Genomic DNA, 24,294 nt, shown 5'->3' on the forward strand with positions numbered 1-24,294 from the left:
TCGTGATTCAAGAGAGTTTCTCTCAAATCAAGAATCCCATCGGCGTCCTCCCGCCGACAGGGCATTAGGTCCCGACTATCGGCGACAAAAGTGCCGGTGAGGAAAGGGTTACCTCAGACTCCGACTTCCTGGTAGGCGAGGAACAGCATCGACTCGTCCGGCGCGGTCAGCACCGTCGGCTTCGCGATGTCGTCGAGCACGATGAACCGCAGCATGCCGGCGCGGCTCTTCTTGTCGCGTTGCATGGTGGCGAGGAGGGTCTGCCAGCGGCCGACCGGGTAGTCGATGGGCAGCGTGAGCGAGGAGAGGATGCGACGGTGGCGGTCGACGGCCTCGTCGCCGAGCGAACCGGTGAGGCGGGCGAGCTCCGCGGCGAAGACCATACCGACCGAGATGGCGGCACCGTGACGCCAGCGGTAGCGCTCCGCGTGTTCGATCGCGTGGCCGAGCGTGTGCCCGTAGTTCAGGATCTCGCGCAGGCCCGACTCTTTGAAGTCCTCGCCCACGACGCGGGCCTTGAGCCCGATCGCCAGCTCGACGACCCGACGGAACTCGGGCGTCGTCGGGTCGGTGACCCGGTCGACGTCGGCCTCGACGATGTCGAGGATCTCGGGCTCGGCGATGAATCCGGCCTTCACGATCTCGGCGAACCCGGCGAGGATCTCGTTGCGCGGGATCGTGTCCAGGGTGTCGAAGTCGACGATGACGGCGGCCGGCGCGTAGAACGAACCGACGAGGTTCTTGCCCTCGGCAGTGTTGATGCCCGTCTTGCCGCCGATCGACGCGTCGACCATGCCGAGCACGCTGGTCGGAACCTGGATGAGTGTGACGCCGCGCAGCCAGGTCGCGGCGATGAACCCGGCGATGTCGGTCGTTGCTCCCCCGCCGAGGCCGATGACGGCGTCGGTGCGGGTGAAGTCGGTCTGGCCCATGATGCCCCAGCAGAACGCGGCGACCTCGATGCGCTTGGCGTCCTCGGCGTCGGGCACCTCGGCGAGGAGCACCTCGTAGGTGCCCTGCAGGCTCTCGCGCAGCGCGCTCGCCTTGGCGCCGAGCGTCGGCGGGTGGACGATGAGCACCTTGGCGACGCCGGTGCCGAGCTGGTCGGCGATCTTCGGCAGCAGTCCGCGCCCGATGAGGATGTCGTAGGGCTCGGCGCCGGCGACGGTGATCGTTGTCGTCTCAGTCATGGGGGTTCTCCTGGATCCAGCTGACCACGTCAGCGGCGATGGAATCGAGCGGCAGGTTCGACGTGTCGAAGGTGCGGTCGGCGAGTAGGTCGTAGATGGGACGGCGGACCTCGACGAGCGCGGCCCACGCCTCGACGCCGTTCACGAGGGGGCGCTTGTCACCGACGATGCGCTTCTCCACGGCCTCGCGGCTCACGGTGAGCTGCACGACCCGGTGGCCGGCGAGGTCGGCCTGTGTCGCGGCATCCAGCACCGCTCCTCCGCCGAGCGCCACGACGGCGCGTTCGGAGAGTGCCCGGGCGACCTGCTCGCGTTCGATGGCGCGGAAACGCGCCTCGCCGTGCTCGGCGAAGATCGCGGCGATCGGACCGTGCGCGGCGACGATGCGCTTGTCGGTGTCGACGAACGGCACGCCGAGCAAGCGGCCGATGCGCTTGCCGAGGCGGGTCTTACCGGCGCCGGGTGCGCCGATCAGCACGACGACGGGGCGCGCCGGCCCCTCAGGCACGCTCGTCGGCGGCCTGGGCCGTGCGCTGGGCGGCGGGGATCGCCGCGAGGTAGCCGGTGAGGTTGCGCAGGGTCTCGTCCACGGAGTCGCCCCCGAACTTCTCGAGTACCGAGTTGGCGAGCACGAGCGCGACCATGGCCTCGGCGACGACGCCGGCCGCGGGCACGGCGCAGACGTCGGAACGCTGGTGGTGGGCTTCGGCGGCGGCGCCGGTCGCGACATCCACCGTTCTCAAGGCGTGGGGAACGGTCGCGATGGGCTTCATGCCGGCCCGCACGCGGAGCACGGTGCCGGTGGACATGCCGCCCTCGGTGCCGCCGGCCTTGTCGCTGAGGCGCGAGATGGTCGAACCGTCGGTCACGAGTTCGTCGTGGGCGAGCGAGCCGGGACGCGTGGTGGTGAGGAAGCCGTCGCCGACCTCCACGCCCTTGATCGCCTGGATGCCCATGAGGGCCGCGGCGAGCTGCGAGTCGAGGCGACGGTCCCAGTGCACGTACGAGCCGAGGCCGGGCGGCACGCCGTAGGCCAGCACCTCGACGACGCCGCCGAGGGTGTCGCCGTCCTTCTGGGCCGCGTCGATGCGGGCGACCATGAGTTCGGATGTCGCGGGGTCGAAGCAGCGCACGAGGTCGGCGTCGAGCTCGCCCACGTTGCTCGGCCTCGGCAGGTCGGCGCCCTCGGGCACGCGTACCTCGCCGATCGCCAGGGTGTGGCTGACCAGCGTGATGCCGAGCTCGCCGAGGAACTTGCGCGCGACGGCGCCGAGGGCGACCCGGGCGGCGGTCTCGCGAGCGCTCGCGCGCTCGAGCACGTTACGGGCCTCGTCGAAGCCGTACTTCTGCATGCCGACGAGGTCGGCGTGGCCGGGGCGCGGACGGGTGAGGGGTGCACCGCGTCCCTTGGGGAGGCTCTCGACGTCGACGGGCGACGCGCTCATCACGTCGACCCAGCGGTGCCACTCGGTGTTGCCGATGCGCAGGGCGATCGGGCTGCCCATGGTCTCGCCGAAGCGCACTCCGCCCGAGATCGTGAGTTCGTCTTCCTCGAACTTCATCCGCGCACCGCGGCCGTAGCCGAGCTTGCGACGGGCCAGATCGGCGCGAATGTCGTCGAGGCTCACGGGGACGCCGGCGGGCAGCCCCTCGAGGATCGCAACCAATTCGGGGCCGTGGGACTCACCTGCGGTCAACCAACGAAGCATGCTCCTATCCTCCCATGAGCGGGAGGCGTGTGACGTCAGCGCCGGCGCTGCAGCCACGGGCGCAGCAGGCGCGTCACGCCCGGCAGCACCCAGTACGCCATGATCGGCGTGAGCACGCTCGTGGTGATGAGCACCTTCAGGGCGGTGGGCAGGTCGTTCCACCCGGGCACGAAGGCCGTCACCAGCAGCGTGAAGACCAGGTTCACCGGGAAGAAGCCGAGCCAGATACTCGATGCCTGCTTCCAGCGGGGCGGGGCGACGGATGCCGCGGGCTCGCCGAGCGCGGATTCCGGCGAGTCGAACCAGCCCTCGATGCCGGTGCGCTTCTCCACCCGCGACTCGCTGACCAGGTCGCGCCCGGTCTCCAGCCAGCCGAGGCGGTCCGGAGACGTCTCCCACGCGTCGAGGGTGTCCTGACTGCCGAAGCGGTAGAGCATGTGCCAGCTCTCGGAGTCCTGACTGGAGCGCACCCAGCCGGAGCCGAGGAATCCCGGGTACCGGTTGGCGAGGTTCACCCCCGCCTGCACCCAGTGGGTGACCTCGGTGATCCGCTGCGGATCGACGGTGCGGGTGATCGATACTGTGACGGGAACTCCGGGCGGTGCTTGTGGCTGCCGCGGCTCGTTCCTCCACTCTTCTGGAGACATAACTCCAGTATCGCCGTGGCGTGTTTCGGGCGGGTTACCCGACCGCGTCAGTGCGCGATGGAGGCCCGCATCGCGGCGAGCACCCGTGCCTCACGGTCCACCGCCACCTCGGGCGAGCCGCTCACGAACACGCGTACCTGGGCGAGCGCCTGGTGCAGCAGCATCTCGAGACCCGAGATGACGCGGCCGCCGACCTCGAGCCACGCGGTCGCGAACGCGCTCGGCCACGGGTCGTAGGCGACGTCGAACAGCACGGCGCCCTCGCGCACGGGGCCGGCGAAGACGAGGTCGTGCACGCCGTGGCCCGGAATCGTGCTGATGATGGCGTCGGGCACGACCAGCGAGCGGTCCTGCACCCCGAGCTCGCGCACCGTGAGCTCGACGTCGAGGGCTGCGGCGAGCGAGACCAGCGCTCCGACGCGGGAGGTGTCGCGCACCGAGACGAGCACGCGCTCGGCGCCGAGGCGCTTCACCGCGACGAGGACGGACGCCGCCGTGGCTCCCCCGCCGACGATCTGCACGTGGCCGAGCCGGTCGACGCCCGCCTCGCGGAACGCCTCGGTGACCCCGTAGACGTCGGTGTTGAAGCCGCGGAGCGCGAGTTCGCCCGAGGAGCGGTCGAACAGCAGCGTGTTCGCAGCGCCCGTGAGCTCGGCGGTCTCGTCGACGGTATCGAGCAGGGGCAGCACGTCGCGCTTGAGCGGCATCGTGAGCGACAGCCCGCGCCACTGCGGGCCGCGCGAGCCGATGAACTCGGCGAGCCGGTCGCCGGTCACGTCGACGGCGCCGTACTCCCAGTCGAGGCCGAGCTCGCGGTAGGCCGCGGCGTGCAGGTGGGGGGAGCGCGAGTGCGCGATCGGCGAGCCGAGAACTGCCAGCCGGGCGACCGGCGTCACTCCCCCGTGTCCCAATCCGGGTTGTCGCGCAGCCACTGCTGCCACACCTCGACCGCGGCGTCGTGCTCCGCGTTCGTCGTGGAGAAGACAGTCTCGCCCGTCTCGCCGTTGACGAGCACGAAGTACAGCCAGGGGCCGTCGACGGGGTTGAGCGCCGCGTCGACCGCCGCGTCGCCGGGAGCCGAGATCGGTCCGACCGGGAGCCCGTCGTTCGCGTAGGTGTTGTACGGATTGGAGGCGTCGGCGCGCTCGGCGTCGGTCGTGAAGATCGACGTGCTGCCGGCCCCGTAGCTCACCGTTGCGTCGGACTGCAGGCGCATGCCCTGGTCGATGCGGTTCTGGAAGACCCGCGCCACCTTGGGGAAGTCGGCCTCGGGGCCGCCCTCCTTCTGGATCAGACCGGCCATCGTGAGCACGTGGTGACGGTCGGCGACGGCGACCCCGCGGGCGTCGAGGCGGTTGAAGGTCTCCGTGACGAGACGCTGCAGCACGTCGTGCGCGGTCTGGTCCGGCTCGAACTCGTAGGTGGCCGGGAACAGGTAGCCCTCGAGGCTCGGCGCCTCCGCGGGCAGACCGAAGCTGGCGAGGTCGGTCGACGCGGCCTCGAAGTCGGCGAGCGGGATGCCGGTGCCGTCGGCGAGGTTCTGCAGCGCCGTCGGGAGCGTCGTCCCCTCGATGATCAGGGCGGATGCGACGACGGAGTTCGCAGGGTCCTGCAGGGCGGTGAGAGCAGCGCGGGCGCTCATCTCCTTCTGCAGGGCGTAGGTGCCGGGCATAAACGTGGGCTCTTCTTCGACCAAGAGGTCGTAGAACGCCTGCGAGGTCATAGTGACGCCCGCGTCGTACAGGGTGTCGGCGATATCCTGGCCGATGTCGCCGTCCTTGATGACGACGTTAACGGCCTCGCCGTTGCCGTCTCCCTCGTAGTCGATCGGCAGCTGCCAGCCGAAGACCTCGCGCACTTGCGTCTCGTAATTGGTCCAGGCGAAGAGCGCGACTCCGCCGGCGATGAGGGCGAGCACGAGCAGCGTGATGAGCGCCCAGAGCCAGCCCAGACGGCGCTTGCGCTTCGGCAGGCCGTCGTAGCCGCCGCCGGATCCACCGCGTCCGCGACGGGGCGGGCCGGGCGGGGACTGCGGGGGGCTCTGCCGGTCGTCGACGGGACGCTCGGGCGCGACGACGCGTTCGCGGCCCTCGGCCTCACGCAGCTGGCGCCGGGTGAGCGGGGCTGCCGGCTGTGCCGCTGTTCCGTCGGGAGCGGCAGGGTTCGCGGGTGCCGTCGAGGAGGGCTGAGAATTGAAGATCTCGTCCCAGCTGGGATCGTTGGTCACTGTTGCAGTCCTTTGTCCGGGTCAACGACGACGCCAGGCGACCGTGCGCTGGAGCGCTCGAAGTCGAGGGCATGTTGCAGAATTATAACGGCCGCGACCTGATCGATCACCGAACGCGACTGTTTCGTCGATTTTCCCGAACTCCGCACGGCCGCCTGGGCCGACACGGTAGACAACCTCTCGTCGACGAGTCTGACGGGCACGGATGCCGCGGCGGCCAGCCGCTCGGCGAATCCGACGGCATCCCCGGTGGACGCGGTGTGCCGTCCCGACAGCGCGAGCGGCAGACCGACGACGATCTCGGCGACGTCGAGCTCGGCGACGATCGCCAGCAGCCGGGCGAGATCGCCGTCCCCACGGGCGACCGTCTCGACGGGTGTGGCGAGCATGCCGTGCAGGTCGCTGCGGGCGACGCCGATCCGCACGGTCCCGACGTCGATGCCCAGCCGCACCCCCGGACGCACGCTAGCTCGCGACCGCGGAACCGATCGCGGCGAGGGCCGCGCCGATCGCCGAGACGTCGGTGCCGCCGCCCTGGGCGATGTCGTCCTTGCCGCCGCCGCCTCCGCCGAGCACACCGGCGGCGAGCTTGGCGAGCGCGCCCGCTTTCGCACCGGTCTGGCGTGCGGCGTCGTTGGTGGCGACGATGACCGCGGGCTTGCCCGCGACGTCGGCCGCGAGGGCGACGACCGCGGCGACGGAGCCGAGGCGCTCGCGCACGCTCTGCACGAGCGAGCGGAGTTCGTCGCTCGACGCGACCGTTCCGACGTTCTCGGCGACGAGCGACACCGCACCGACGGTGTGCGCTGTCGCGACGAGCGCGGGGACGCGTTCACTGAGCGCCGCGGCTTCGAACTGCGCGATGCGCTTCTCGGCGGCCTTCAGGCTCGACAGCAGGTCGGCGATGCGCGTGGAGAGCTGGTCGCGCGGGGTCTTGAGGTTGCTGGTGAGCTCGTTCACGATCGCGCGCTCGGCGGCGAGGTCTTGGAAGGCCTCGTAGCCGACGAGCGACTCGATGCGGCGGTTCGCCGAGCCGACCGACGTCTCGCTGACGAGGTTGATCAGCCCGATCTCGCTGGAGCGCGAGACGTGGGTGCCCGCGCAGAGTTCGAGCGACCACGGGCCGCCGATCTCGACGACGCGCACGGTGTTGCCGTACTTCTCGCCGAACAGCGCCATGGCGCCGAGCGACTTGGCCTGGTCGAGGTTCATGATGCGGGTGTCGACCTCGAGGTTCTCGCGCACCTTGAGGTTGGCGATCTCCTCGATCTCGCTGCGGGTCGCGGGCGAGAGCGCCTGGTTCCAGCTGAAGTCGAGGCGCATGTAGCCGGCTTTGTTGTACGAACCGCTCTGGTGCGCTTCCTGGCCGAGCACCTGTCGCACGGCGGCGTGGATGAGGTGCGTCGCGGAGTGCGCCTGCGTGGCGCCGCGGCGCCATTCCGGGTCGACGATCGTGGTCGCGGCCGCGCCCACCGACACCTCGCCGCTGGTGACCTGCACCTTGTGGCTGGTGAGCCCCTTGACCGGGCGCTGCACGTCGAGCACTTCGAGCTCGTAGCCGTTGCCGACGATCGTTCCCGCGTCGGCCTCCTGGCCGCCGGACTCCGCGTAGAGCGACGTCTCGGCGAGGATGACCTCGGCGATCTGGCCGGCGGACGCGCTCGTCACCGATGCGCCGTCGACGATGAGGCCGAGGATGGTCGTCTCGGTGTCGAGGTACTCGTAGCCGGTGAAGACCGTCTCGCCCGCCGCGCGGAACTCGCCGTAGACCGAGAGGTCGGCGAGGTGGGTCTTCTTCGACTTGGCGTCGGCCTTCGCCATGGTGCGCTGCTGCAGCATGAGCTCGTCGAACGCGGAACGGTTGACGGTGAGGCCCGCCTCCTCCGCCATCTCCAGCGTGAGGTCGATCGGGAAGCCGAAGGTGTCGTGGAGCAGGAACGCGGTGTCGCTCGCGAGCTCCTTGGCGCCCTCCGTCTTCGTCTTGGCGACCGCGAGGTCGAGGATGCTCGTGCCGCTCGCGAGGGTGCGCAGGAACGCTTCCTCCTCGGAGAGGGCGAGACGCTCGATGCGGCTGTACTCGGTCTCCACCTCGGGGTAGGAGTGCTTCATCGCGTCGCGCGACGCGGGGAACAGCTCGGCGAAGCTCGGCGCGTCGACGCCCAGCAGACGCATCGACCGGATCGTGCGGCGCATCAGGCGGCGCAGGATGTAGCCGCGGCCCTCGTTGGACGGGGTGACGCCGTCCGACATCAGCATGAGCGACGAGCGCACGTGGTCGGCGATGACGCGCATGCGCACGTCGTCGTCGTGGTCTGCGCCGTAGCGGCGGCCGGAGATCTCTGCGGCACGGTCGAGGACGGGGCGGACCTGGTCGGTCTCGTACATGTTCTCGACACCCTGCTTGAGGAACGCGACGCGCTCCATGCCCATGCCGGTGTCGATGTTCTTCTTCGGCAGCTCGCCGAGGATCTCGAAGTTCTTGCCGCTGCCCTCACCACGCAGATACTGCATGAACACGAGGTTCCAGATCTCGACGTAGCGGTCGTCGTCCGTCGCCGGTCCGCCGTCCTGGCCGTACGCGGGTCCGCGGTCGAAGAAGATCTCCGAGCACGGGCCGGCGGGGCCGGGCTGGCCGGTCGACCAGTAGTTGGTGTCCATGTCGAGGCGCTGGATGCGCTCGTCGGGCAGGCCCGCGGTCTTCTTCCAGAAGTTGATCGCCTCGTCGTCGTCCTTGTAGACGGTGACCCAGAGGTCCTTCTCCTGGAAGCCGAGCCCGCCGTCGGACTCGGACGAGGTCAGCAGCTCCCAGGCGTACTCGATCGCCTGCTCCTTGAAGTAGTCGCCGAACGAGAAGTTGCCGTTCATCTGGAAGAACGTGCCGTGACGCGGGGTCTTGCCGACCTCTTCGATGTCGAGGGTGCGGATGCACTTCTGCACGCTCGTCGCACGCGGGTACGGCGCGGGCACGAGTCCGGTGAGGTAGGGCACGAACGGCACCATGCCGGCCACGGTGAAGAGCAGTGTGGGGTCTTCGCTCACGAGGGAGGCGGAGGGAACCACGGTGTGACCGCGGTCTCCGAAGAAGGTGAGCCAACGGCGGTGAATGTCTGCGGTCTGCATGGAGTCCTGTTACGCGTGAGTGAACCGGCCGGGGTGGCCGGCCGGTTCGGAAGAAATGTGGGATTAGTCGGAGACGACGGCGCGGAGTTCGGCCTCGCGCTGCTTGTAGCCCTCGACGATGGCGTTGCCGAAGTCGTGGGCCTTGCCGTTGACGTCGTCGAAGAACTGCTTGCCCTGGGGCGTCTTGGCGATCTGGTGGGCGGCGACGAATCCGACGCCGACACCGACGATGAGCCACAGTACGTTTTTCATTCTGTCTCCCTAGAGGTCGTTTCCAGCTTACTTCTTGCGCTTGCCGCGGGGCTTCAGTCCGCTGATGCCCGCGCGCACGGCGGCCGAGAAGGCGGCCACCTTGATGAGAGGGCCACCCACGGATGCCGCGAAGAGCGACACGAGTGCGGTCACGTTGCCCGTGGTCTCGGCGATGTCGCTCGTGATGGTGTCGACCCGGCCCAGCTGCTTGTTCGACTCGCTGATCGTGGTCGTCGCCTCTTCGAGGAGGGGCGTGACGTTCTCGCCGAGGTCGCGGATCGCCTTGCTCGTCTCGTCGAACACCCGCCCCAGTTTGACCAGCGGAATGGCGAGCAGACCCACCAGAATCGCGAAAATACCCGCGGCGATGAGGCCGGCGATGTCTCCACCAGTCATTGTGTGTCTCCTTGTGTTCTGCGGCCGTAGTGCCAGAAATCACCCTAACGGGCGCGGGGGTCGAGCGTTGCCGGGTTGCAGCTGCCCGCGGCATCCCGGCGGTTAAAAAAGAAGGACCGCGGCTTTCGCCACGGTCCTTCTCTCGTAAATCGGGTTCGGCTAGCGAGCCGCGTAGTACTCGACGACGAGCTGGACTTCACACGTCACGGGAACTTCGACGCGCTTCGGGCGACGCACGAGGCGCGCCTGCAGCTTGTCGAGCTCCACCTCGAGGTACGGGGGGAGCTTCGGGAGCAGGTCGACGTGTCCGCCGGCAGCTGCGACCTGGAAGGGCTCGAGGCCTTCGCTCTTCTCGTGCACGTGCACGAGCTGGCCGGGCTTGACGCGGAACGACGGGCGGTCGACGCGCTGGCCGTCGACCAGGATGTGACGGTGCACGATCAGCTGGCGAGCCTGAGCGGTCGTACGGGCGATTGCCGAACGGACCAGGATCGCGTCGAGACGCATTTCGAGCTGCTCGACCAGGTTCTCACCGGTCAGGCCGGCGGCACGACGTGCCTCTTCGAACTGGATCTTGAGCTGGGCCTCGCGGATGCCGTACTGGGCGCGCAGACGCTGCTTCTCGCGCAGACGGACGGCGTAGTCGCTGTCCTGCTTGCGCTTGGTGCGGCCGTGCTCACCCGGAGCGTACGGACGCTTCTCGAGGTACTTGGCCGCCTTCGGCGTGAGGGCGATGCCCAGCGCGCGCGACAGGCGGGTCTTGCTACGGGTACGTGACTTAGTAGACACAGTGTCCTTTTCAGATAAATCCAACGGGAAAACCGGCTGCTCGCGAGCACTCGTGCGCGCGCAAAACAAGACCGATGAAAGTAGAGGGATTTGCCGCGGAGTCCGGTCGGCTACAGACCAGAGGCTCCTTGACCGGGATGTCGCAGCAGCCGTGCGCGAAAAACCGGTGTTAGGCGGATCAAGACTAGCATGCGGCCCCGCTGGTTGAGTAACGCCGTCTGCGGCGTGTACCGAAACCAGATTTCGATACGGGCGCGGGCGGCCTACTCAATCCCCGACGGCCATCACTTCCCGCGGATGATCCGCCGCAGCTTCGCCCAGCGTGCGAACACCTCGCGCTCGTTGCCGTGCTCGGTCGGCTCGTAGTACCGCGCCCCGAGCAGCTCGGTCGGCGGGTACTGCTGCTCGACGACGCCGATGTCGTAGTCGTGCGGGTACAGGTAGCCCTTGCCGTGGCCGAGCTTTTTGGCGCCGGCATAGTGCGCGTCGCGGATCGGCTTGGGCACGCGGCCGATCTTGCCCGCGCGCACGTCGGCGATGGCCTTGTCGATGCCGATGTAGGAAGCGGGAGACTTCGGCGCGGTGGCGAGGTACACCACGGCCTGCGCGAGCGGGATGCGGCCCTCGGGCATGCCGATGAACTGCACGGCGTCGGCGGCCGCCACCGCGATAACGAGCGCCTGCGGGTCGGCGAGACCGATGTCTTCGGAGGCGCTGATGATGATGCGGCGGGCGATGAAGCGCGGGTCCTCCCCCGCCTCGATCATGCGCGCCAGATAGTGGAGTGCCGCGTCGGCGTCGGATCCCCGGATCGACTTGATGAACGCGCTGATGACGTCGTAGTGCTCGTCGCCCTGGCGGTCGTAGCGGAGCAGGGCGCGGTCGACAGCGCGGGAGACGGTATCGCCGGTGACGACCGGCAGCTCGGCGGGCGCGGAGGGAGCGTCGTCGACGCCATCCACGTCGTCGTCGTCCTCGTCGAGGTCGAGCGTCGCCGTCTCGCGGTCGTACTCGGCCTGCGCCGCCACGGACTCGCCGGAGGCGCTGAGGGCCGAGGCCTCGAGGGCGGTGAGCGCGCGCCGCGCGTCACCCGACGCGAGGCGGATGATCGCCTCGCGGCCCGTGGGGTCGAGCACGATCGTGCCGTCGAGCCCGCGGGGGTCGCTGACGGCGCGGTCGATAACGGCGCCGAGGTCGTCGTCGGTGAGCTGTTCGAGCGTGAGAAGGAGAGAGCGGGAAAGAAGGGGCGAGATGACGGAGAACGACGGGTTCTCGGTCGTCGCCGCGACGAGGATGACCCAGCCGTTCTCGACCCCGGGCAGGAGCGCGTCCTGCTGGGCCTTGGTGAAGCGGTGGATCTCGTCGAGGAAGAGGACGGTGGAGATGCCGTAGAGGTCGCGACGGGAGAGCGCCTCCTCCATCACCTGGCGCACGTCCCGCACACCCGCGGTGACGGCCGAGAGCTCGACGAAGTTGCGGCCCGAACTGTGCGCGACGAGCTTGGCCAGCGTCGTCTTGCCCGTGCCGGGAGGGCCCCAGAGGATGATCGAGACCGACCCCTGCTCCCCCGACTTGTCGGTGGCGAGGCTGACGAGCGGCGAACCGGGCCGCAGCAGGTGCCGCTGGCCGGCGACTTCGTCGAGGGTGGTCGGGCGCATACGCACCGCGAGTGGAGTCGCCCCGCTGCGGAGTCCTGGCTGGGCGTTCATACCCGCAATGCTAACGGCGGGCACCGACGCTCATTTGGTCGCCCCCGCGTCGGCATCGTAAAGTTCATGAGGCACAAGCCGGTCGGACGTTCTCTGGAGGAACTGTGGCAGCGAGTAAAAACCAGGAACGCGACGCCCGCGAGGCGCGGGAGCGCCTCAAGCTGTACAACGCCCGCCAGGAAGTCCACGCCCACAAGGTCAAGCGCCGCCGTCGCGACAACGTGATCGCCGCCCTCGGCGCCCTCGTCGTGATCGCCCTGGCCACCGGCACGCAGCTGTTCTACTTCAACGGCGGGCCCGGGACCCCGGAAGCCACTCCCTCCTCGTCGGCGACGGCCGACCCCGAGGGCGCCAACGTCGGCGACGTGCCCGACGTCTCGGTCGCGGAGGCCCGCACCTGGACCGGTGACATCACCCTTAACGACATCCCGCTCGGTGTCTCTCTCGACGGCGCCGCCGCCCCGCAGGCCGTCGCCTCCTTCATCGGCGACGTGCAGAACGGCTACTTCGTCGGCAAGACCTGCCACCGCCTTGCCGACAGCGACGGCTTCAAGGTCCTGCAGTGCGGCTCGCTCGACGGTACCGGCGCCAGCGACCCCGACTACTCGTACGGACCGATCGAGAACGCCCCGGCCGACGACGTGTACACGACCGGCACCATCGCCGTCGCCCGCGCCTCCGACGACGCGTACAGCAACGGCCACCAGTTCTTCATCGTCTTCGGCGACACCACGATCCCGAGCGACACCGCGGGCGGCTACAGCGTCATCGGCACCGTCACCAGCGGGCTCGACGCTCTGCAGACCGGCGTCATCGACGGCGGCATTGCGGATGGCGCCACCGACGGTGCGCCGAACGTGCCGACGACCATCACCGCGGCAACGATTCAGTAACCCGAATCATTTCGAATAATCCAGCTCCGGGCCAGTGGCCTAGGCTGGAACCCGGCCGGTGACCACCGGCACGAGCAGCAAGGTGAAATCACGTGGTATCAAACGATCAGGCTCCCTGGGGACGCGTTGACGAGACGGGCACCGTCTTCGTCCGCGAGGAATCCGGCGAACGCGCCGTCGGGCAGTACCCCGACGGCACCCCCGAAGAAGCACTCGCCTACTTCGAGCGCAAGTACGTCGAACTGGCCGGTCAGGTAACCCTGCTCGAGCAGCGCACGAAGCGCGCGGCCTCCGCCGCCGACGTGTCGAAGGCCGTCAAGACCCTCTCCGCGACGATCGCGACCGCGAACGCCGTGGGCGACCTCGCATCGCTGCAGCGACGCCTCGAGGCCCTCAGCGGTGCCGTGAGCGAGCTCACCGAGAAGCAGAACGAGGAATCCAAGGCGGCCGTCGCGGCAGCCGTGGCTGAGCGCACCGCCCTCGTCGTCGAGGCCGAGACCCTCGCCGCGCAGGATCCCGCGAAGGCGCAGTGGAAGCAGGTGACCGCCGCGATCGACGACATCTTCGCCCGCTGGCAGAAGCACCAGGCCGACGGCCCCCGCCTCCCCAAGAACGAGAGCAACGACCTGTGGAAGCGTTTCCGCGCCGCCCGGTCGACGATCGACACCCACCGCAAGGCGTTCTTCTCCGAGCTCGACGCTGTGCACCGCGACGCACGCACCCGTAAGCAGGCTCTCGTCGAGAGGGCCGAGGCCCTCGTGCCCAAGGGTGTCGACGGAATTCCCGCCTACCGCGCGCTTCTCGACGAGTGGAAGCTCTCCGGCCGCGCCGGCAAGAAGCTCGACGACTCGCTCTGGGCCAAGTTCAAGGCCGCCGGCGACGAACTCTACTCGGCGAAGTCCGAGGTCGAAGCGATCGACAACGTCGAATTCGAGGCCAACCTCGCGCAGAAGCTCGAACTGCTGACCGAGGCCGAGCCGCTCCTCACCGCGACCGACCGGGTCAAGGCCAAAGAGACGCTGATGTCGATCCAGCGCCGCTGGGACGCCATCGGCAAGGTCCCCCGCGACAAGGTCAAGTCCGTCGACGACCGGATCCGCAAGGTCGAGGCCGCCGTGCGCAAGCTCGACGAAGACCACTGGCAGAAGAGCAACCCCGAGAAGCAGGCCCGTTCCGAGGGGCTCGCGAGCCAGCTGCACGATGCGATCGCGAAGCTCGAGCGCGAACTCGCCGACGCGAAGGCGTCCGGCGACAAGAAGAAGGTCGCCGAGGCCCAGGAAGCTCTCGACGCCCGCAAGCTCTGGCTGGGCGCGATCAAGAACTAGGCAGAACTAGCCGGCGAGATCTCCACAGGAGGGAGATTCTCACCGTCTACGCCCGGACGGGGGCGGGTCGTGTGCATCGAGATCATCATCGATGCATGGCACGACTCGCCCCCGTTCTGCATGTCGGAGACCTTCCGCTCGCCGAGCTCCACGCCGCACGGCTCGATGGAGAGCTGGTGGCGGTCGACGGCGGTTTCGCGCCGATCGACGTGCGTGTGGGCCCCGCCGACCGGGCCGGTGCCGCCGCCCGCGGGTGGTCGCCGCGGCTCATCGCCGAGCAGCTCAGCGCCGCGTGGATCTGGGGTGCGGCGAACGACCCGCCCGCGCGGCACCAGCTGTGCGCCGGCAGCACCGAGCGCGCCCGGCTCGCCGTGCCCGGCGCCGCGGCGGTGCGCGAGGTGGTCATCGACGCCGACGAGATCGCGGCACCCGGCGGCGTGCGGGTCACCACTCCCCTGCGCACGGTGGCGGACCTCGCGCGGTTCTCGTCGGCGTTCGGGGTGACGGAGGCCCGCGTCATCCGGAATCTCTTGGACCTCGATCGGCTCAGCCTCGCCGACTGCCGGGGCGCGCTCGACCGACGCCGCAACCTGCCCGGCAAGACGCGCGCGTGGGCGCGCATCTGCCAGGCGGTGGAGGGAGGTTATCCCGAGTTGACGCGGTAGACGTCGTACACGGCGTCGATGCGCCGCACCGCGTTGAGCACGCGGTCGAGGTGCGTCGTGTCGCCCATCTCGAAGACGAAACGCGAGAGCGCGAGTCGCTGGTTGGAGGTGGAGACGGTCGCCGAGAGGATGTTGACGTGGTTCTCGCTGAGCACGCGGGTGACGTCGGAGAGCAGTCCGGACCGGTCGAGGGCCTCCACCTGGATCTGCACCAGGAACAGACTCTTCGACGACGGCGCCCACTCGACGTCGATCATGCGCTCGGGCTCGGTCATGAGCTCTTTGACGTTCTTGCAATCGCCACGGTGCACCGACACACCGGCGCCTCGCGTCACGAAGCCGACGATCGAGTCGCCGGGAACGGGCGTGCAGCACTTGGCGAGCTTGACGAGGATGTCGGGCGCTCCGCGCACGAGCACTCCCGAATCGGCGTTGCGGATCTTGCTCGAGCGGCGCTGCGAGGCGAAGGTCAGCTCGGAGTCCTCGTTCTCGGCCTCCGACGTGATGGTGGCGAGCACCTTCTCGATGACCGACTGCGTGGAGACGTGGCCCTCGCCGACGGCGGCGTAGAGCGCCGAGACGTCTTCGTAGCGCATCTGGGCCGCGACGTCGTTGAACGAGTCCTGGCTCATGAGCTTCTGCAGCGGCAGGTTCTGCTTGCGCATGGCCCGCGCGATGGCGTCCTTGCCCTGCTCGATGGCCTCGTCGCGCCGTTCCTTGGTGAACCAGCCGCGGATCTTGCTGCGGGCCCGCGGCGACTTGACGAAGTTCAGCCAGTCCTGGCTCGGGCCCGAGTCGGGGTTCTTCGAGGTGAAGACCTCGACCGAGTCGCCGCTGTTCAGCTCGCTCTCGAGCGGCACCAGCCGGCCGTTGACCTTGGCACCCATGGTGCGGTGGCCGATCTCGGTGTGCACGGCGTAGGCGAAGTCGACCGGGGTCGCGCCGGCGGGCAGGCCGATGACCTTGCCCTGCGGCGTGAAGACGTAGACCTCTTTGGCGCCGATCTCGAAGCGCAGCGAGTCGAGGAACTCGTCGGGGTCGCTGGTCTCGGCTTCCCAGTCGGAGATGTGGGCGAGCCAGGCCATGTCGCCGTCGTCCTGCAGGGCGCTGGACGAACCGCGGCCGCCGTTGACGCGCTCCTTGTACTTCCAGTGCGCGGCGACGCCGAACTCGGCGCGCTGGTGCATCTCCTGGGTACGGATCTGGATCTCGACCGGCCGCCCCTGCGGACCGATGACCGTCGTGTGCAGCGACTGGTACAGGTTGAACTTGGGGGTCGCGATGTAGTCCTTGAAGCGGCCGGGGATCGGGTTCCACCGGGCGTGGATCGAACCGAGCACCGCGTAGCAGTCGCGCACCGAGTTGACGAGCACGCGGATGCCGACGAGGTCGTAGATCTCGTCGAACTCGCGTCCGCGCACGATCATCTTCTGGTAGATCGAGTAGTACTGCTTCGGGCGGCCGGCGACGGAGCCCTTGATCTTCGACGACTTGAGGTCGTCGTTCACCGAGTCGATGACCTGCTGCACGAACTCTTCGCGCTGCGGGGTGCGCTGGCGCACGAGGCTCTCGATCTCGACGTAGAGCTTCGGGTAGAGCACGGAGAAGGAGAGGTCTTCCAGCTCCCACTTGATGGTCTGGATACCGAGACGGTGCGCGAGGGGCGCGTAGATCTCGAGCGTCTCTTTCGCCTTGCGGGTGGCGGTCTCTTCGCTGACGAAGCCCCAGGTGCGGGCGTTGTGCAGGCGGTCGGCGAGCTTGATGACGAGCACGCGGATGTCCTTCGACATCGCGACGACCATCTTGCGCACCGTCTCGGCCTGCGCGCTGTCGCCGTACTTCAGCTTGTCGAGCTTGGTGACGCCGTCGACGAGCATGGCGATCTCGTCGCCGAAGTCGTGACGCAGAGTGTCGAGCTCGTAGTCGGTGTCTTCCACGGTGTCGTGCAGCAGGGCCGCCGCGATCGTCTTGGAACCGATACCGAGGTCGGCGAGGATCTGCGCGACCGCCACCGGGTGGGTGATGTACGGCTCGCCGCTGCGACGCTTCTGGCCCCGGTGCGCCAGCTCGGCGGCAGAGTACGCGCGCTCGATGAGCGCGATATCGGCCTTCGGGTGGTGCAGCCGGACGGTCTTGATGAGACGGTCGACCGCCCCCGCTGGCTGGGCCCGCGAGAAGATCCTCGGGATCAGGCTCCGCAGCGAGGCGGTGGTGGGAGTGGTGTCGGTCATGCGCGTCTCATCCGCCAATTGTAGTCGCGCGTCAGTTGGCAGGTTCGCTCGTCGCTACGACCGCCGGGGTGCCCGCCTTCTCGCGCGTGGCCAGCAGACGCTTGGTGCGCTTGAGGATGTCGGGCTCGTTCTCCCGCAGCTGCGAGTAGATCGGCGCCGCGACGAAGATCGTCGAGTAGGTGCCGATGAGGATACCGATGAACAGCGAGAGGGCGATGTCGCGCAGCGTGCCCGCGCCGAGCACTGCGGCACCGATGAACAGGATGGCGCCGACGGGCAGTGCCGCGACGACACCGGTGTTGATCGAGCGCACCAGGGTCTGGTTGACCGCGAGGTTGACCGACTCGGCGAAGGTGCGGGTCGAGTTGTCGCCGTCCTCCGTCGTGTTCTCCCTGATCTTGTCGAACACCACGACGGTGTCGTAGAGCGAGTAGCCGAGGATCGTGAGGAATCCGATCACCGCCGACGGGGTGATCTCGAACCCGAGGATGCCGTAGACACCCGCGGTAATGATCACGTCGTGCACGAGTGAGATGATCGCGGCGACCGACATCTTCCACGTGCGGAAGTAGAGCGCCATCACGATGGCGGCGAGCACGAGGAAGACCACGAGAGCGCGGATCGCCGAGGTGGTGATGTCCGCGCCCCACGACGGGCCGATGAAGGATGCCGTGACCTGCGTCGGCGGGACGTCGAAGGCCTCGGCCAGCGCGTCGGCGACGGCGGACGTCTCGTCGTTGGTCAACTGCTCGGTCTGCACACGCAGCCCGTCGTTGCCGACCGTCGTGACGCGGGGGGACGCGTCGGCGACGACGTCCTCGACGGTCGCGGTGGCGAGGTCCTGGTTGGCGATGAGGTCGTCGTCGAGGTTCGCGATCTCGGAGACCTGGAACTCGGACCCTCCACGGAACTCGATACCGAAGACGAATCCACCGCGGATGGCGGGGCCGACGACGGAGGCGATGATCATGACCGCGGCGATGATGTACCAGATGCGGCGGTTGCCGACGAACGCGAACGACCGTGCCCCCGTGTAGAGGTCATTGCCGAACTTGGCGAAGCCGCCCATCAGGAGTCCTTCCCGTCAACGTTGCTATCGGTGGAGGTACCGGCGCGCTCGGCGGCCTTGCGCTCGGCGATGGTCTGCCGACGCAGTGCTTCCTTGCCGGCACCGGACTTGGCCCCGACGAGCGTGGGGGTGCGGAACTGCGCGCGCCCCCGGTACACGGCACCGAGGCCGTTCGGGTCGAGCCCGGTCGCCTTGTGCCCACTGGAGAAGAACTTGTTGGTGGCGAGCAGCTGCAGCACCGGGTGGGTGAACAGCACCACGACGATGACGTCGATGATGGTCGTCACACCGAGGGTGAGCGCGAAACCGCGCACGTTGCCCACCGCGAGGATGAACAGCACGACGGCGGAGAGCAGGTTGATGCCCTTCGCGGCCACGACGGTGCGGAGCGCGCGTTTCCAGCCCGCTTCGACGGCGGAGACGAGGGCCCTGCCATCACGCAGCTCGTCGCGGATGCGCTCGAAGTAGACGATGAACGAGTCGGCCGTGAATCCGATGGCGACGATCACACCGGCCACGCCGGCGAGCGAGAGGCGGTAGCCCTCGCGCCACGACATGATCACGAGGACGAAGTAGGTGATGACCGCGGCGACGACGAGCGAGGCGACGGTGACCATACCGAGCAGGCGGTATTGGAAGAACGAGTAGATGAAGACGAGGATCAGACCGATGAGACCGGCAATGAGACCGCTCTGCAGCTGCGAGGAACCGAGCGTCGCCGAGATGACCTCGGAACTCTGCACCTCGAAGCCGATCGGCAGGGCGCCGAACTTCAGCTGGTCGGCGAGGGTCTTCGCCTCTTCCTGCGTGAACGAGCCGCTGATCTGCGGCTTGCCGTCGGTGATGATCGCGTTCGTGGACGGAGCCGAGATGACCCGGCCGTCGAGCACGATGGCGAACTGGTTCTGCACGACGCCGACGCCGTAGCCGTAGAGGCGCGTGGTGACATCCGTGAACTGCTCGGTACCGGTGGAGTCGAAGACGATGTTGACGCCCCAAGCTCCGGTGCTGACACCCTGGCTGTTCATCACCAGGCCGCTGGTGGCGTCGCTGATGGTGCTGCCGGCGACCTCGGTCGGGCCGAGGATGAACTTCGACGTGCCCGTGGAGTCGCAGGTGACGAGGGGCTCGTCGGCGGGGGCGACGTTGGCGCCTTCGGCGTCGAGTTGCGCGCAGTCGAAGTTGGTGTACTGGTCGGCGAGGGCCGGGGTGATCCAGCTCTCGTCGCTCGCGTTCGTGGGCGACGCGGTCGGGGTCGACTCGAGCGACGGGCTCGCGCTGTCCGTGGGGGTGGGCGTCGCGGTGGCAGTCGCGCCGTCGTCGCCGACGGCAGCGGTGGTCGCAGCCTCGGTGCGCAGCACGGGGCGGAACTCGAGCTTCGCCGACGACTGGATGCGCTGGAGGGTGGCGTCGTCGGGGGTACCCGGGATCGACACGACCACGTTGCGGTCGCCCTGCGTGGTGATCTCCGCCTCGGAGACGCCGCTCGCGTCGACGCGCTGCCGGATGATCGACACGGCCTGCGCGAGCTGCTCGCCGGAGACGGTCTGGCCGTCTTCGAGCTGCGCCTCGAGGATGATCTGTGTGCCACCCTCGAGGTCGAGTGCGAGCTTGGGGGTCCAGGACCAGTCGGCCCACGCCACACCGGCGCCGTTGATGCCGATCAGAGCGGCGATGAGGACGGCGAGCCAGGCCAGCGAACGCCAGGCCTTCTTTACCGGGGTGGTTCTTGCCACGTACGGACTCAGCTTTCTATGACTGTGCGAGCGCGTTCGCGCTTACGGTGACGCCTCCCGCTGTGATGCGGAAGGCGCCCATACCCAGGGGTGGTTGTTACTCGTCGACCTTTTTTGTGGTGCGGCGGACGGGCTTCTTGACGGGGGTCTCGTCGGTCCCGGTCGTGTCGGCAACGTTCTTGTCGGTGCTCACGGGCTCGTCGACGACGACGACCTCGTCCTTGTCCGCTACAACGGGCTCGGCGAGCTCGCCGAATTCGGGGTTCGCGGCCTTCTCGCGGGCCTCGGCCTCGCGGTTCGCGATCTCCATTGCCTCTTCGACCGAGCGGGGCTCGCCGCCGGCGACGGCGTCGGCCTCGGTGACGACCTTGGCGAGGGTCTGGCGGTGTACGCGCACGACGTTGCCCGGCGACGTCTCGATCTCGGCGACGTTGCTGGCCTCGTCGATCGAGAGCAGGGTTCCGAACAGACCGAAGTTCGTCATGACCTCGACACCGGGCACGATCTGCGACTTGAGCTCGGCCTGCTTCGCCTTGTTCTTGCGGCTGTTGCGGAACGCGTAGAACACGAAGAGCGCGAGCACGATGACGAGCGCGATATTAAGGATGGTGTCGTTCATGGGGAAAACCTCTCGGAAAGCGTGGGGGGCCGGGTCAGTCTAGGTGAATCGACTGAGGGGCCATTGTGAATTATAGGTCATCCCCGAAGAGGCCCTCGTTGTGCTTGGTCAGGCCGAAGTGCTTCCATGCCTCGCGGGTGGCCACGCGGCCCCGCGGGGTACGGATGAGCAGCCCGATGCGCACGAGGAAGGGCTCGACGACCGCCTCGATCGTCTCTGCCTCTTCGCCCACCGAGACGGCGAGGGTGTTGAGCCCGACCGGTCCCCCGTCGAATCGGTTGAGCACGATGTTCATCACCGCGCGGTCGAGCCGGTCGAGTCCGAGTTCGTCGACGTCGTAGAGCTCGAGCGCCGCGTTGACGGCGTCGATTCCCGCGCCCTCGCCGGTGACGATGGCGTAGTCGCGCACCCGGCGCAGCAGACGGTTGGCGATTCTCGGTGTGCCGCGGCTGCGTCCGGCGATCTCGGCGAGGGCGGGTCGGGCGATGTCCAGCTGCAGCAGGGCCGCGGCGCGCACGAGCACCTGCTCCAGCTCGCCGGTCTCGTAGAACTCGAGGTGGGCGGTGAACCCGAAACGGTCGCGCAGCGGGTTCGGCAGCAAGCCGGAGCGCGTCGTGGCGCCGACCAGCGTGAAGGGTGCGAGGTCGAGCGGGATCGACGTCGCACCGGCCCCCTTGCCCACCATGATGTCGATACGGAAGTCCTCCATCGCCAGGTAGAGCATCTCTTCGGCCGAGCGGGCCATGCGGTGGATCTCGTCGATGAACAGCACCTCGCCGGGAACGAGCGACGAGAGGACGGCCGCCAGATCTCCGGCGTGCTGAATGGCGGGACCGCTGGACATGCGCAGGGGCCGACCGCTCTCGTGCGCGACGATCATCGCGAGCGTGGTCTTACCGAGGCCGGGAGGTCCCGCGAACAGGATGTGGTCGGCGGTGGTGCCGCGCATGGAGGCGGCGGTGAGCAGGAGCTGCAGCTGACCGCGGACCTTCTGCTGCCCGACGAACTCGGAGAGCGACTGCGGGCGCAGGGCACCCTCGAAGGCGAGCTCCGCGTCCGATTCGGGTTCGGGGCTGATGACGTCGTCGCTCACTTACCCGACACCGCCTGCGGGCCGAGGTTGGCGAGGGCAAGCCGGAGCAGACTCTGCATGGTCTCGCGTTCGAGGTCGGTGGCCGCCGCATGCGCGTCTTCCACCGCCTGGAGCGCGGTGCGCTCGGGCCAGCCGAGGCCGATGAGCGCGAGCACCACGCTGTCGCGCACGGGAGTGGCGGCGACCGGTGCCGCGGCGCGGGTGCTCGGTGACACGACGAGCTTTCCGGCGAGCGACACGACGATGAGCTTGGCTGTCTTCGGGCCGATTCCGGAGACCTTGCGGAACGCGGCGTCGTCTTCGGTGGCGATCGCGGCAGCCACCTGATCGGGGTCGAGCACGGCGAGCACGCCCATGGCGCTGCGCGGGCCGACGCCGGTAACGCTTCGCAGCAGGTCGAAGACCACGAGCTCGTCGGCCTCGGCGAAGCCGAAGAGGCTGAGATCGTCCTCACGGACGATGAGAGCGGTGCGGAGGAAGGCCTCGCTGCCGACGCGGAGGGTGAGCGCGTGGCGCGGGGTGACCTGGATCGCGAGCCCCACTCCCCCGACCTCGATGACGGCGGTGGAGCCCTGGGCTGCGAGCACTGTGCCGCGCACGGAAGAAATCATGAGCCCAGCCTACGTTTGGCCGCCGACTCGGCCGCGCGCCACGCGTGCTGCGCCGGCGTGAGCCCGACCGCGGGCGCGGAAGCCGAGGTGACGGATGACGCACCGACGGTGCCGCCCGCGCTACCCCGCCAGGCGTGGCAGATGGCGAGGGCGAGGGCGTCGGCGGCATCCGCCGGGGTGGGAACGGAATCGAGCCCGAGGATCTTGGCGACCATCGACCCGACCTGCGCCTTCTCGGCCGAGCCGTAACCCGTGACCGCCGCCTTGACCTCGCTCGGCGTGTGCATCCCGACCGCGAGGCCCCGCGCGGCGGCCATGTGCATGGCGACGCCGCTCGCCTGGGCGGTGCCCATCACGGTGCGCAGGTTGTGCTGGGCGAAAACCCTTTCGAGCGCGACGGCGTGCGGCTCGTGTTCGTCCATCAGCTCGGCGATGCCGGTGCCGATGGCGAGCAGGCGCTGCTCGAGCGGCATGTCCGGCGGCGTGCGGATGACGCCGAAGTGCACGAGTGTCGCCTTGCGCGTGCTCGTGACGTCGACGACACCCACGCCGCAGCGGGTGAGCCCGGGGTCGATGCCCAACACCCGCAGGCTCACGCCCTACTCCTCGTCGTCGAGCGCTGCCTGCACGTCGGCGGGGATGGAGAAGTTGCCGTAGACGTTCTGCACGTCGTCGTCGTCGTCGAGCGCGTCGATGAGACGGAAGATCTTCTTCGCGGTCTCGAGGTCGACGTCGATCGTGAGACCGGGCACGAACTCCACGTCGGCGGAGTCGTAGTCGATCCCCGCGTCCTGGAGGGCGGTGCGCGCGGCGACGATGTCGTGCGGCTCGGTGATGATCTCGAAGCCGGGGCCGCGGTCGTTGACCTCTTCGGCTCCCGCGTCGAGCACGGCGCCGAGGATGTCGTCCTCGGTGGTGCCCTCGGTCTTCGTGACCGAGATGACGCCCTTGCGGCTGAAGTTGTAGGCGACGCTGCCCGGGTCGCCCATGGTGCCGCCGTTGCGGCTCATCACGGTGCGCACGTTGGCGGCCGCGCGGTTCTTGTTGTCGGTGAGGCATTCGATCAGCAGGGCGACACCGCCCGCGGCGTAGCCCTCGTACATGATCGTCTGGTAGTCGACCGCTTCACCGAGCTGGCCGGAGCCACGCTTGACAGCGTTGTCGATGTTCGAGTTGGGGACCGAGGTCTTCTTGGCCTTCTGGATGGCGTCGACGAGGGTCGGGTTTCCCGAGAGGTCGGCACCGCCCATCTTGGCTGCGACTTCGATGTTCTTGATGAGTTTGGCGAACGACTTTGCACGGCGCTGGTCTTTAACAGCCTTCTGGTGCTTGGTGGTTGCCCATTTGGAGTGGCCTGACATGCTGAATATTCTAACCAACGCCGCGCAGCCGGACCGCCAATGAATCAGGTGAGCCGCACGCCTGTCGACCGCAGCTCGAGGGCGGCCAGCGACCGCATGACCTCGGGGTCGCCTCGGCGCCATGCCCCCATCGGGTCGGCGTCGACGCCGGCGAGCACCGGCAGTCGCTGATTCGACAGGGCACGCAACGCGAGCAGATCCACCCCGGCGCCTCCTGAGACGAGTGCCTTGGCCTGCCCGGCCCGGCGGGCGAACCGCAGGCGGGGGACGAGCCAGAACACCAGGATCATCAGCACCGGCAGCACCGCGATTCCGACGCCGAGCCCGGTGGCGAGATTCTGCACCGCGTCCTGCTGCGCCTGCCCCGCGGACTCGAGCGTCGCTCCCGCGGAGCTCGCGCTGTCGAACGGTGCGCTGATGCCGCCGCCGATGAACGGCACGTCGCCGAGATTCTCACCGACATCCGTCATGGTCTCGCGAAAGCCCGCTCCTGCCTCTTCCATCTGCACGCCGAAGTCACTGAGCCCGAGCACGAGCGAGTAGACGAAGGCGCCGAGCCAGATCCAGGCCGCCATAAAAGCGACCGCGAGCACGTCGACGGTGATCTGCCTCGAACGGTGGGCGGCGAAATCGGAGTAGAACTTCATACGCC

The 24,294-nt window shown here is 68.5% G+C and carries 24 protein-coding genes; 3 read left to right on the top strand and 21 right to left on the bottom strand.

Features of this window, described 5'->3' with window-relative positions; translation table 11 throughout:
• Positions 1-113 precede the first annotated feature (113 nt).
• From aroB to HD599_RS07780, 12 genes are all read right to left on the bottom strand, one after another.
• Positions 114-1,190 (bottom strand): 3-dehydroquinate synthase, encoded by a 1,077-nt coding sequence (gene aroB / locus HD599_RS07725; protein WP_184235569.1) that lies wholly within the window; start codon positions 1,188-1,190, stop codon positions 114-116.
• Positions 1,183-1,698: a shikimate kinase gene (locus HD599_RS07730; protein WP_343061961.1), complete on the bottom strand. Its 516-nt coding sequence runs from the start codon at positions 1,696-1,698 to the stop codon at positions 1,183-1,185. The genes aroB and HD599_RS07730 overlap by 8 nt, the downstream gene beginning before the upstream one ends.
• Complete coding sequence (gene aroC, locus HD599_RS07735; RefSeq protein WP_184235572.1) at positions 1,691-2,899, bottom strand: chorismate synthase; 1,209 nt, start codon at positions 2,897-2,899, stop codon at positions 1,691-1,693. Before aroC ends, HD599_RS07730 begins: the two co-directional genes overlap by 8 nt.
• Before the next feature lie 35 nt (positions 2,900-2,934).
• Complete coding sequence (locus HD599_RS07740; protein WP_184235575.1) at positions 2,935-3,546, bottom strand: antibiotic biosynthesis monooxygenase; 612 nt, start codon at positions 3,544-3,546, stop codon at positions 2,935-2,937.
• Positions 3,547-3,593: 47 nt separating this feature from the next.
• The gene (locus tag HD599_RS07745; protein ID WP_184235578.1) at positions 3,594-4,442 is read right to left on the bottom strand and encodes a shikimate dehydrogenase; all 849 of its coding nucleotides are present in this window, start codon (positions 4,440-4,442) and stop codon (positions 3,594-3,596) included.
• Positions 4,439-5,773, bottom strand: a complete 1,335-nt coding sequence (gene mltG / locus HD599_RS07750; RefSeq protein WP_184235582.1) for an endolytic transglycosylase MltG — start codon at positions 5,771-5,773, stop codon at positions 4,439-4,441. Before mltG ends, HD599_RS07745 begins: the two co-directional genes overlap by 4 nt.
• The gene (ruvX, locus tag HD599_RS07755) at positions 5,770-6,237 is read right to left on the bottom strand and encodes a Holliday junction resolvase RuvX (RefSeq protein ID WP_184235584.1); all 468 of its coding nucleotides are present in this window, start codon (positions 6,235-6,237) and stop codon (positions 5,770-5,772) included. Before ruvX ends, mltG begins: the two co-directional genes overlap by 4 nt.
• Position 6,238: 1 nt before the next feature.
• Positions 6,239-8,893 (bottom strand): alanine--tRNA ligase, encoded by a 2,655-nt coding sequence (gene alaS, locus HD599_RS07760; protein WP_184235588.1) that lies wholly within the window; start codon positions 8,891-8,893, stop codon positions 6,239-6,241.
• Positions 8,894-8,956: 63 nt separating this feature from the next.
• Positions 8,957-9,145 (bottom strand): hypothetical protein, encoded by a 189-nt coding sequence (locus tag HD599_RS07765; RefSeq protein WP_184235590.1) that lies wholly within the window; start codon positions 9,143-9,145, stop codon positions 8,957-8,959.
• A gap of 27 nt (positions 9,146-9,172) precedes the next feature.
• Positions 9,173-9,541 carry a DUF948 domain-containing protein gene (locus HD599_RS07770; RefSeq protein WP_184235593.1) on the bottom strand — a complete coding sequence of 123 codons (369 nt, stop codon included), beginning with the start codon at positions 9,539-9,541 and terminating at the stop codon, positions 9,173-9,175.
• A 159-nt stretch (positions 9,542-9,700) separates the two neighbouring features.
• Positions 9,701-10,330: a 30S ribosomal protein S4 gene (gene rpsD / locus HD599_RS07775; RefSeq protein WP_184235596.1), complete on the bottom strand. Its 630-nt coding sequence runs from the start codon at positions 10,328-10,330 to the stop codon at positions 9,701-9,703.
• A gap of 284 nt (positions 10,331-10,614) precedes the next feature.
• A complete protein-coding gene (locus HD599_RS07780) occupies positions 10,615-12,039 on the bottom strand; it encodes a replication-associated recombination protein A (protein ID WP_184235599.1) in 1,425 nt (474 codons plus the stop codon).
• Between the two features lie 104 nt (positions 12,040-12,143).
• Between HD599_RS07780 and HD599_RS07785 the strand changes: the two genes are divergently transcribed.
• The 3 genes from HD599_RS07785 (at position 12,144) to HD599_RS07795 (ending at position 14,922) form a co-directional block, all read left to right on the top strand.
• Positions 12,144-12,932, top strand: a complete 789-nt coding sequence (locus HD599_RS07785) for a peptidylprolyl isomerase (protein WP_184235602.1) — start codon at positions 12,144-12,146, stop codon at positions 12,930-12,932.
• Between the two features lie 92 nt (positions 12,933-13,024).
• Positions 13,025-14,257, top strand: coding sequence for a DUF349 domain-containing protein (locus HD599_RS07790; protein WP_184235605.1), 1,233 nt, complete (start codon positions 13,025-13,027; stop codon positions 14,255-14,257).
• Between the two features lie 95 nt (positions 14,258-14,352).
• A complete protein-coding gene (locus tag HD599_RS07795; protein WP_184235608.1) occupies positions 14,353-14,922 on the top strand; it encodes a type IV toxin-antitoxin system AbiEi family antitoxin in 570 nt (189 codons plus the stop codon).
• Here HD599_RS07795 and HD599_RS07800 read toward each other — a convergent pair.
• The 9 genes from HD599_RS07800 to HD599_RS07840 form a co-directional block, all read right to left on the bottom strand.
• A complete protein-coding gene (locus HD599_RS07800) occupies positions 14,901-17,153 on the bottom strand; it encodes a RelA/SpoT family protein (protein ID WP_184235611.1) in 2,253 nt (750 codons plus the stop codon). The two genes, HD599_RS07795 and HD599_RS07800, sit on opposite strands and share 22 nt — an antisense overlap.
• 31 nt (positions 17,154-17,184) lie before the next feature.
• On the bottom strand, positions 17,185-18,222 hold the full coding sequence (gene secF, locus HD599_RS07805; RefSeq protein WP_184235613.1) for a protein translocase subunit SecF: 1,038 nt from the start codon (positions 18,220-18,222) through the stop codon (positions 17,185-17,187).
• Entirely contained in the window at positions 18,222-19,958 is a 1,737-nt protein-coding gene (gene secD, locus HD599_RS07810; RefSeq protein ID WP_184235616.1) for a protein translocase subunit SecD, read from the bottom strand. The genes secF and secD overlap by 1 nt, the downstream gene beginning before the upstream one ends.
• Positions 19,959-20,055: 97 nt before the next feature.
• Entirely contained in the window at positions 20,056-20,577 is a 522-nt protein-coding gene (locus tag HD599_RS07815) for a preprotein translocase subunit YajC (RefSeq protein ID WP_184235619.1), read from the bottom strand.
• A gap of 70 nt (positions 20,578-20,647) precedes the next feature.
• Complete coding sequence (gene ruvB, locus HD599_RS07820) at positions 20,648-21,670, bottom strand: Holliday junction branch migration DNA helicase RuvB (protein WP_184235622.1); 1,023 nt, start codon at positions 21,668-21,670, stop codon at positions 20,648-20,650.
• On the bottom strand, positions 21,667-22,281 hold the full coding sequence (gene ruvA, locus HD599_RS07825; RefSeq protein WP_184235625.1) for a Holliday junction branch migration protein RuvA: 615 nt from the start codon (positions 22,279-22,281) through the stop codon (positions 21,667-21,669). Before ruvA ends, ruvB begins: the two co-directional genes overlap by 4 nt.
• Positions 22,278-22,877 (bottom strand): crossover junction endodeoxyribonuclease RuvC, encoded by a 600-nt coding sequence (gene ruvC / locus HD599_RS07830; protein ID WP_184235628.1) that lies wholly within the window; start codon positions 22,875-22,877, stop codon positions 22,278-22,280. Before ruvC ends, ruvA begins: the two co-directional genes overlap by 4 nt.
• Positions 22,878-22,880: 3 nt before the next feature.
• A complete protein-coding gene (locus HD599_RS07835) occupies positions 22,881-23,642 on the bottom strand; it encodes a YebC/PmpR family DNA-binding transcriptional regulator (protein WP_184235631.1) in 762 nt (253 codons plus the stop codon).
• A gap of 44 nt (positions 23,643-23,686) precedes the next feature.
• The gene (locus HD599_RS07840; protein WP_184235633.1) at positions 23,687-24,289 is read right to left on the bottom strand and encodes a hypothetical protein; all 603 of its coding nucleotides are present in this window, start codon (positions 24,287-24,289) and stop codon (positions 23,687-23,689) included.
• Between the last annotated feature and the right edge of the window lie 5 nt (positions 24,290-24,294).

It is taken from the genome of Conyzicola lurida (assembly GCF_014204935.1).
Lineage (GTDB): Bacteria > Actinomycetota > Actinomycetes > Actinomycetales > Microbacteriaceae > Conyzicola > Conyzicola lurida.

What these genes read in the sequence shown, in the direction of transcription:
- HD599_RS07765 (WP_184235590.1), bottom strand. Translation starts at nt 9,145, where the DNA reads ATGAAAAACGTACTGTGGCTCATCGTCGGTGTCGGCGTCGGATTCGTC.
- aroB (WP_184235569.1), bottom strand. Translation starts at nt 1,190, where the DNA reads ATGACTGAGACGACAACGATCACCGTCGCCGGCGCCGAGCCCTACGAC.
- secF (WP_184235613.1), bottom strand. Translation starts at nt 18,222, where the DNA reads ATGGGCGGCTTCGCCAAGTTCGGCAATGACCTCTACACGGGGGCACGG.
- HD599_RS07770 (WP_184235593.1), bottom strand. Translation starts at nt 9,541, where the DNA reads ATGACTGGTGGAGACATCGCCGGCCTCATCGCCGCGGGTATTTTCGCG.
- HD599_RS07780 (WP_184235599.1), bottom strand. Translation starts at nt 12,039, where the DNA reads ATGAACGCCCAGCCAGGACTCCGCAGCGGGGCGACTCCACTCGCGGTG.
- HD599_RS07835 (WP_184235631.1), bottom strand. Translation starts at nt 23,642, where the DNA reads ATGTCAGGCCACTCCAAATGGGCAACCACCAAGCACCAGAAGGCTGTT.
- ruvA (WP_184235625.1), bottom strand. Translation starts at nt 22,281, where the DNA reads ATGATTTCTTCCGTGCGCGGCACAGTGCTCGCAGCCCAGGGCTCCACC.
- HD599_RS07740 (WP_184235575.1), bottom strand. Translation starts at nt 3,546, where the DNA reads ATGTCTCCAGAAGAGTGGAGGAACGAGCCGCGGCAGCCACAAGCACCG.
- aroC (WP_184235572.1), bottom strand. Translation starts at nt 2,899, where the DNA reads ATGCTTCGTTGGTTGACCGCAGGTGAGTCCCACGGCCCCGAATTGGTT.
- HD599_RS07815 (WP_184235619.1), bottom strand. Translation starts at nt 20,577, where the DNA reads ATGAACGACACCATCCTTAATATCGCGCTCGTCATCGTGCTCGCGCTC.
- HD599_RS07800 (WP_184235611.1), bottom strand. Translation starts at nt 17,153, where the DNA reads ATGACCGACACCACTCCCACCACCGCCTCGCTGCGGAGCCTGATCCCG.
- alaS (WP_184235588.1), bottom strand. Translation starts at nt 8,893, where the DNA reads ATGCAGACCGCAGACATTCACCGCCGTTGGCTCACCTTCTTCGGAGAC.
- HD599_RS07795 (WP_184235608.1), top strand. Translation starts at nt 14,353, where the DNA reads ATGGCACGACTCGCCCCCGTTCTGCATGTCGGAGACCTTCCGCTCGCC.
- HD599_RS07840 (WP_184235633.1), bottom strand. Translation starts at nt 24,289, where the DNA reads ATGAAGTTCTACTCCGATTTCGCCGCCCACCGTTCGAGGCAGATCACC.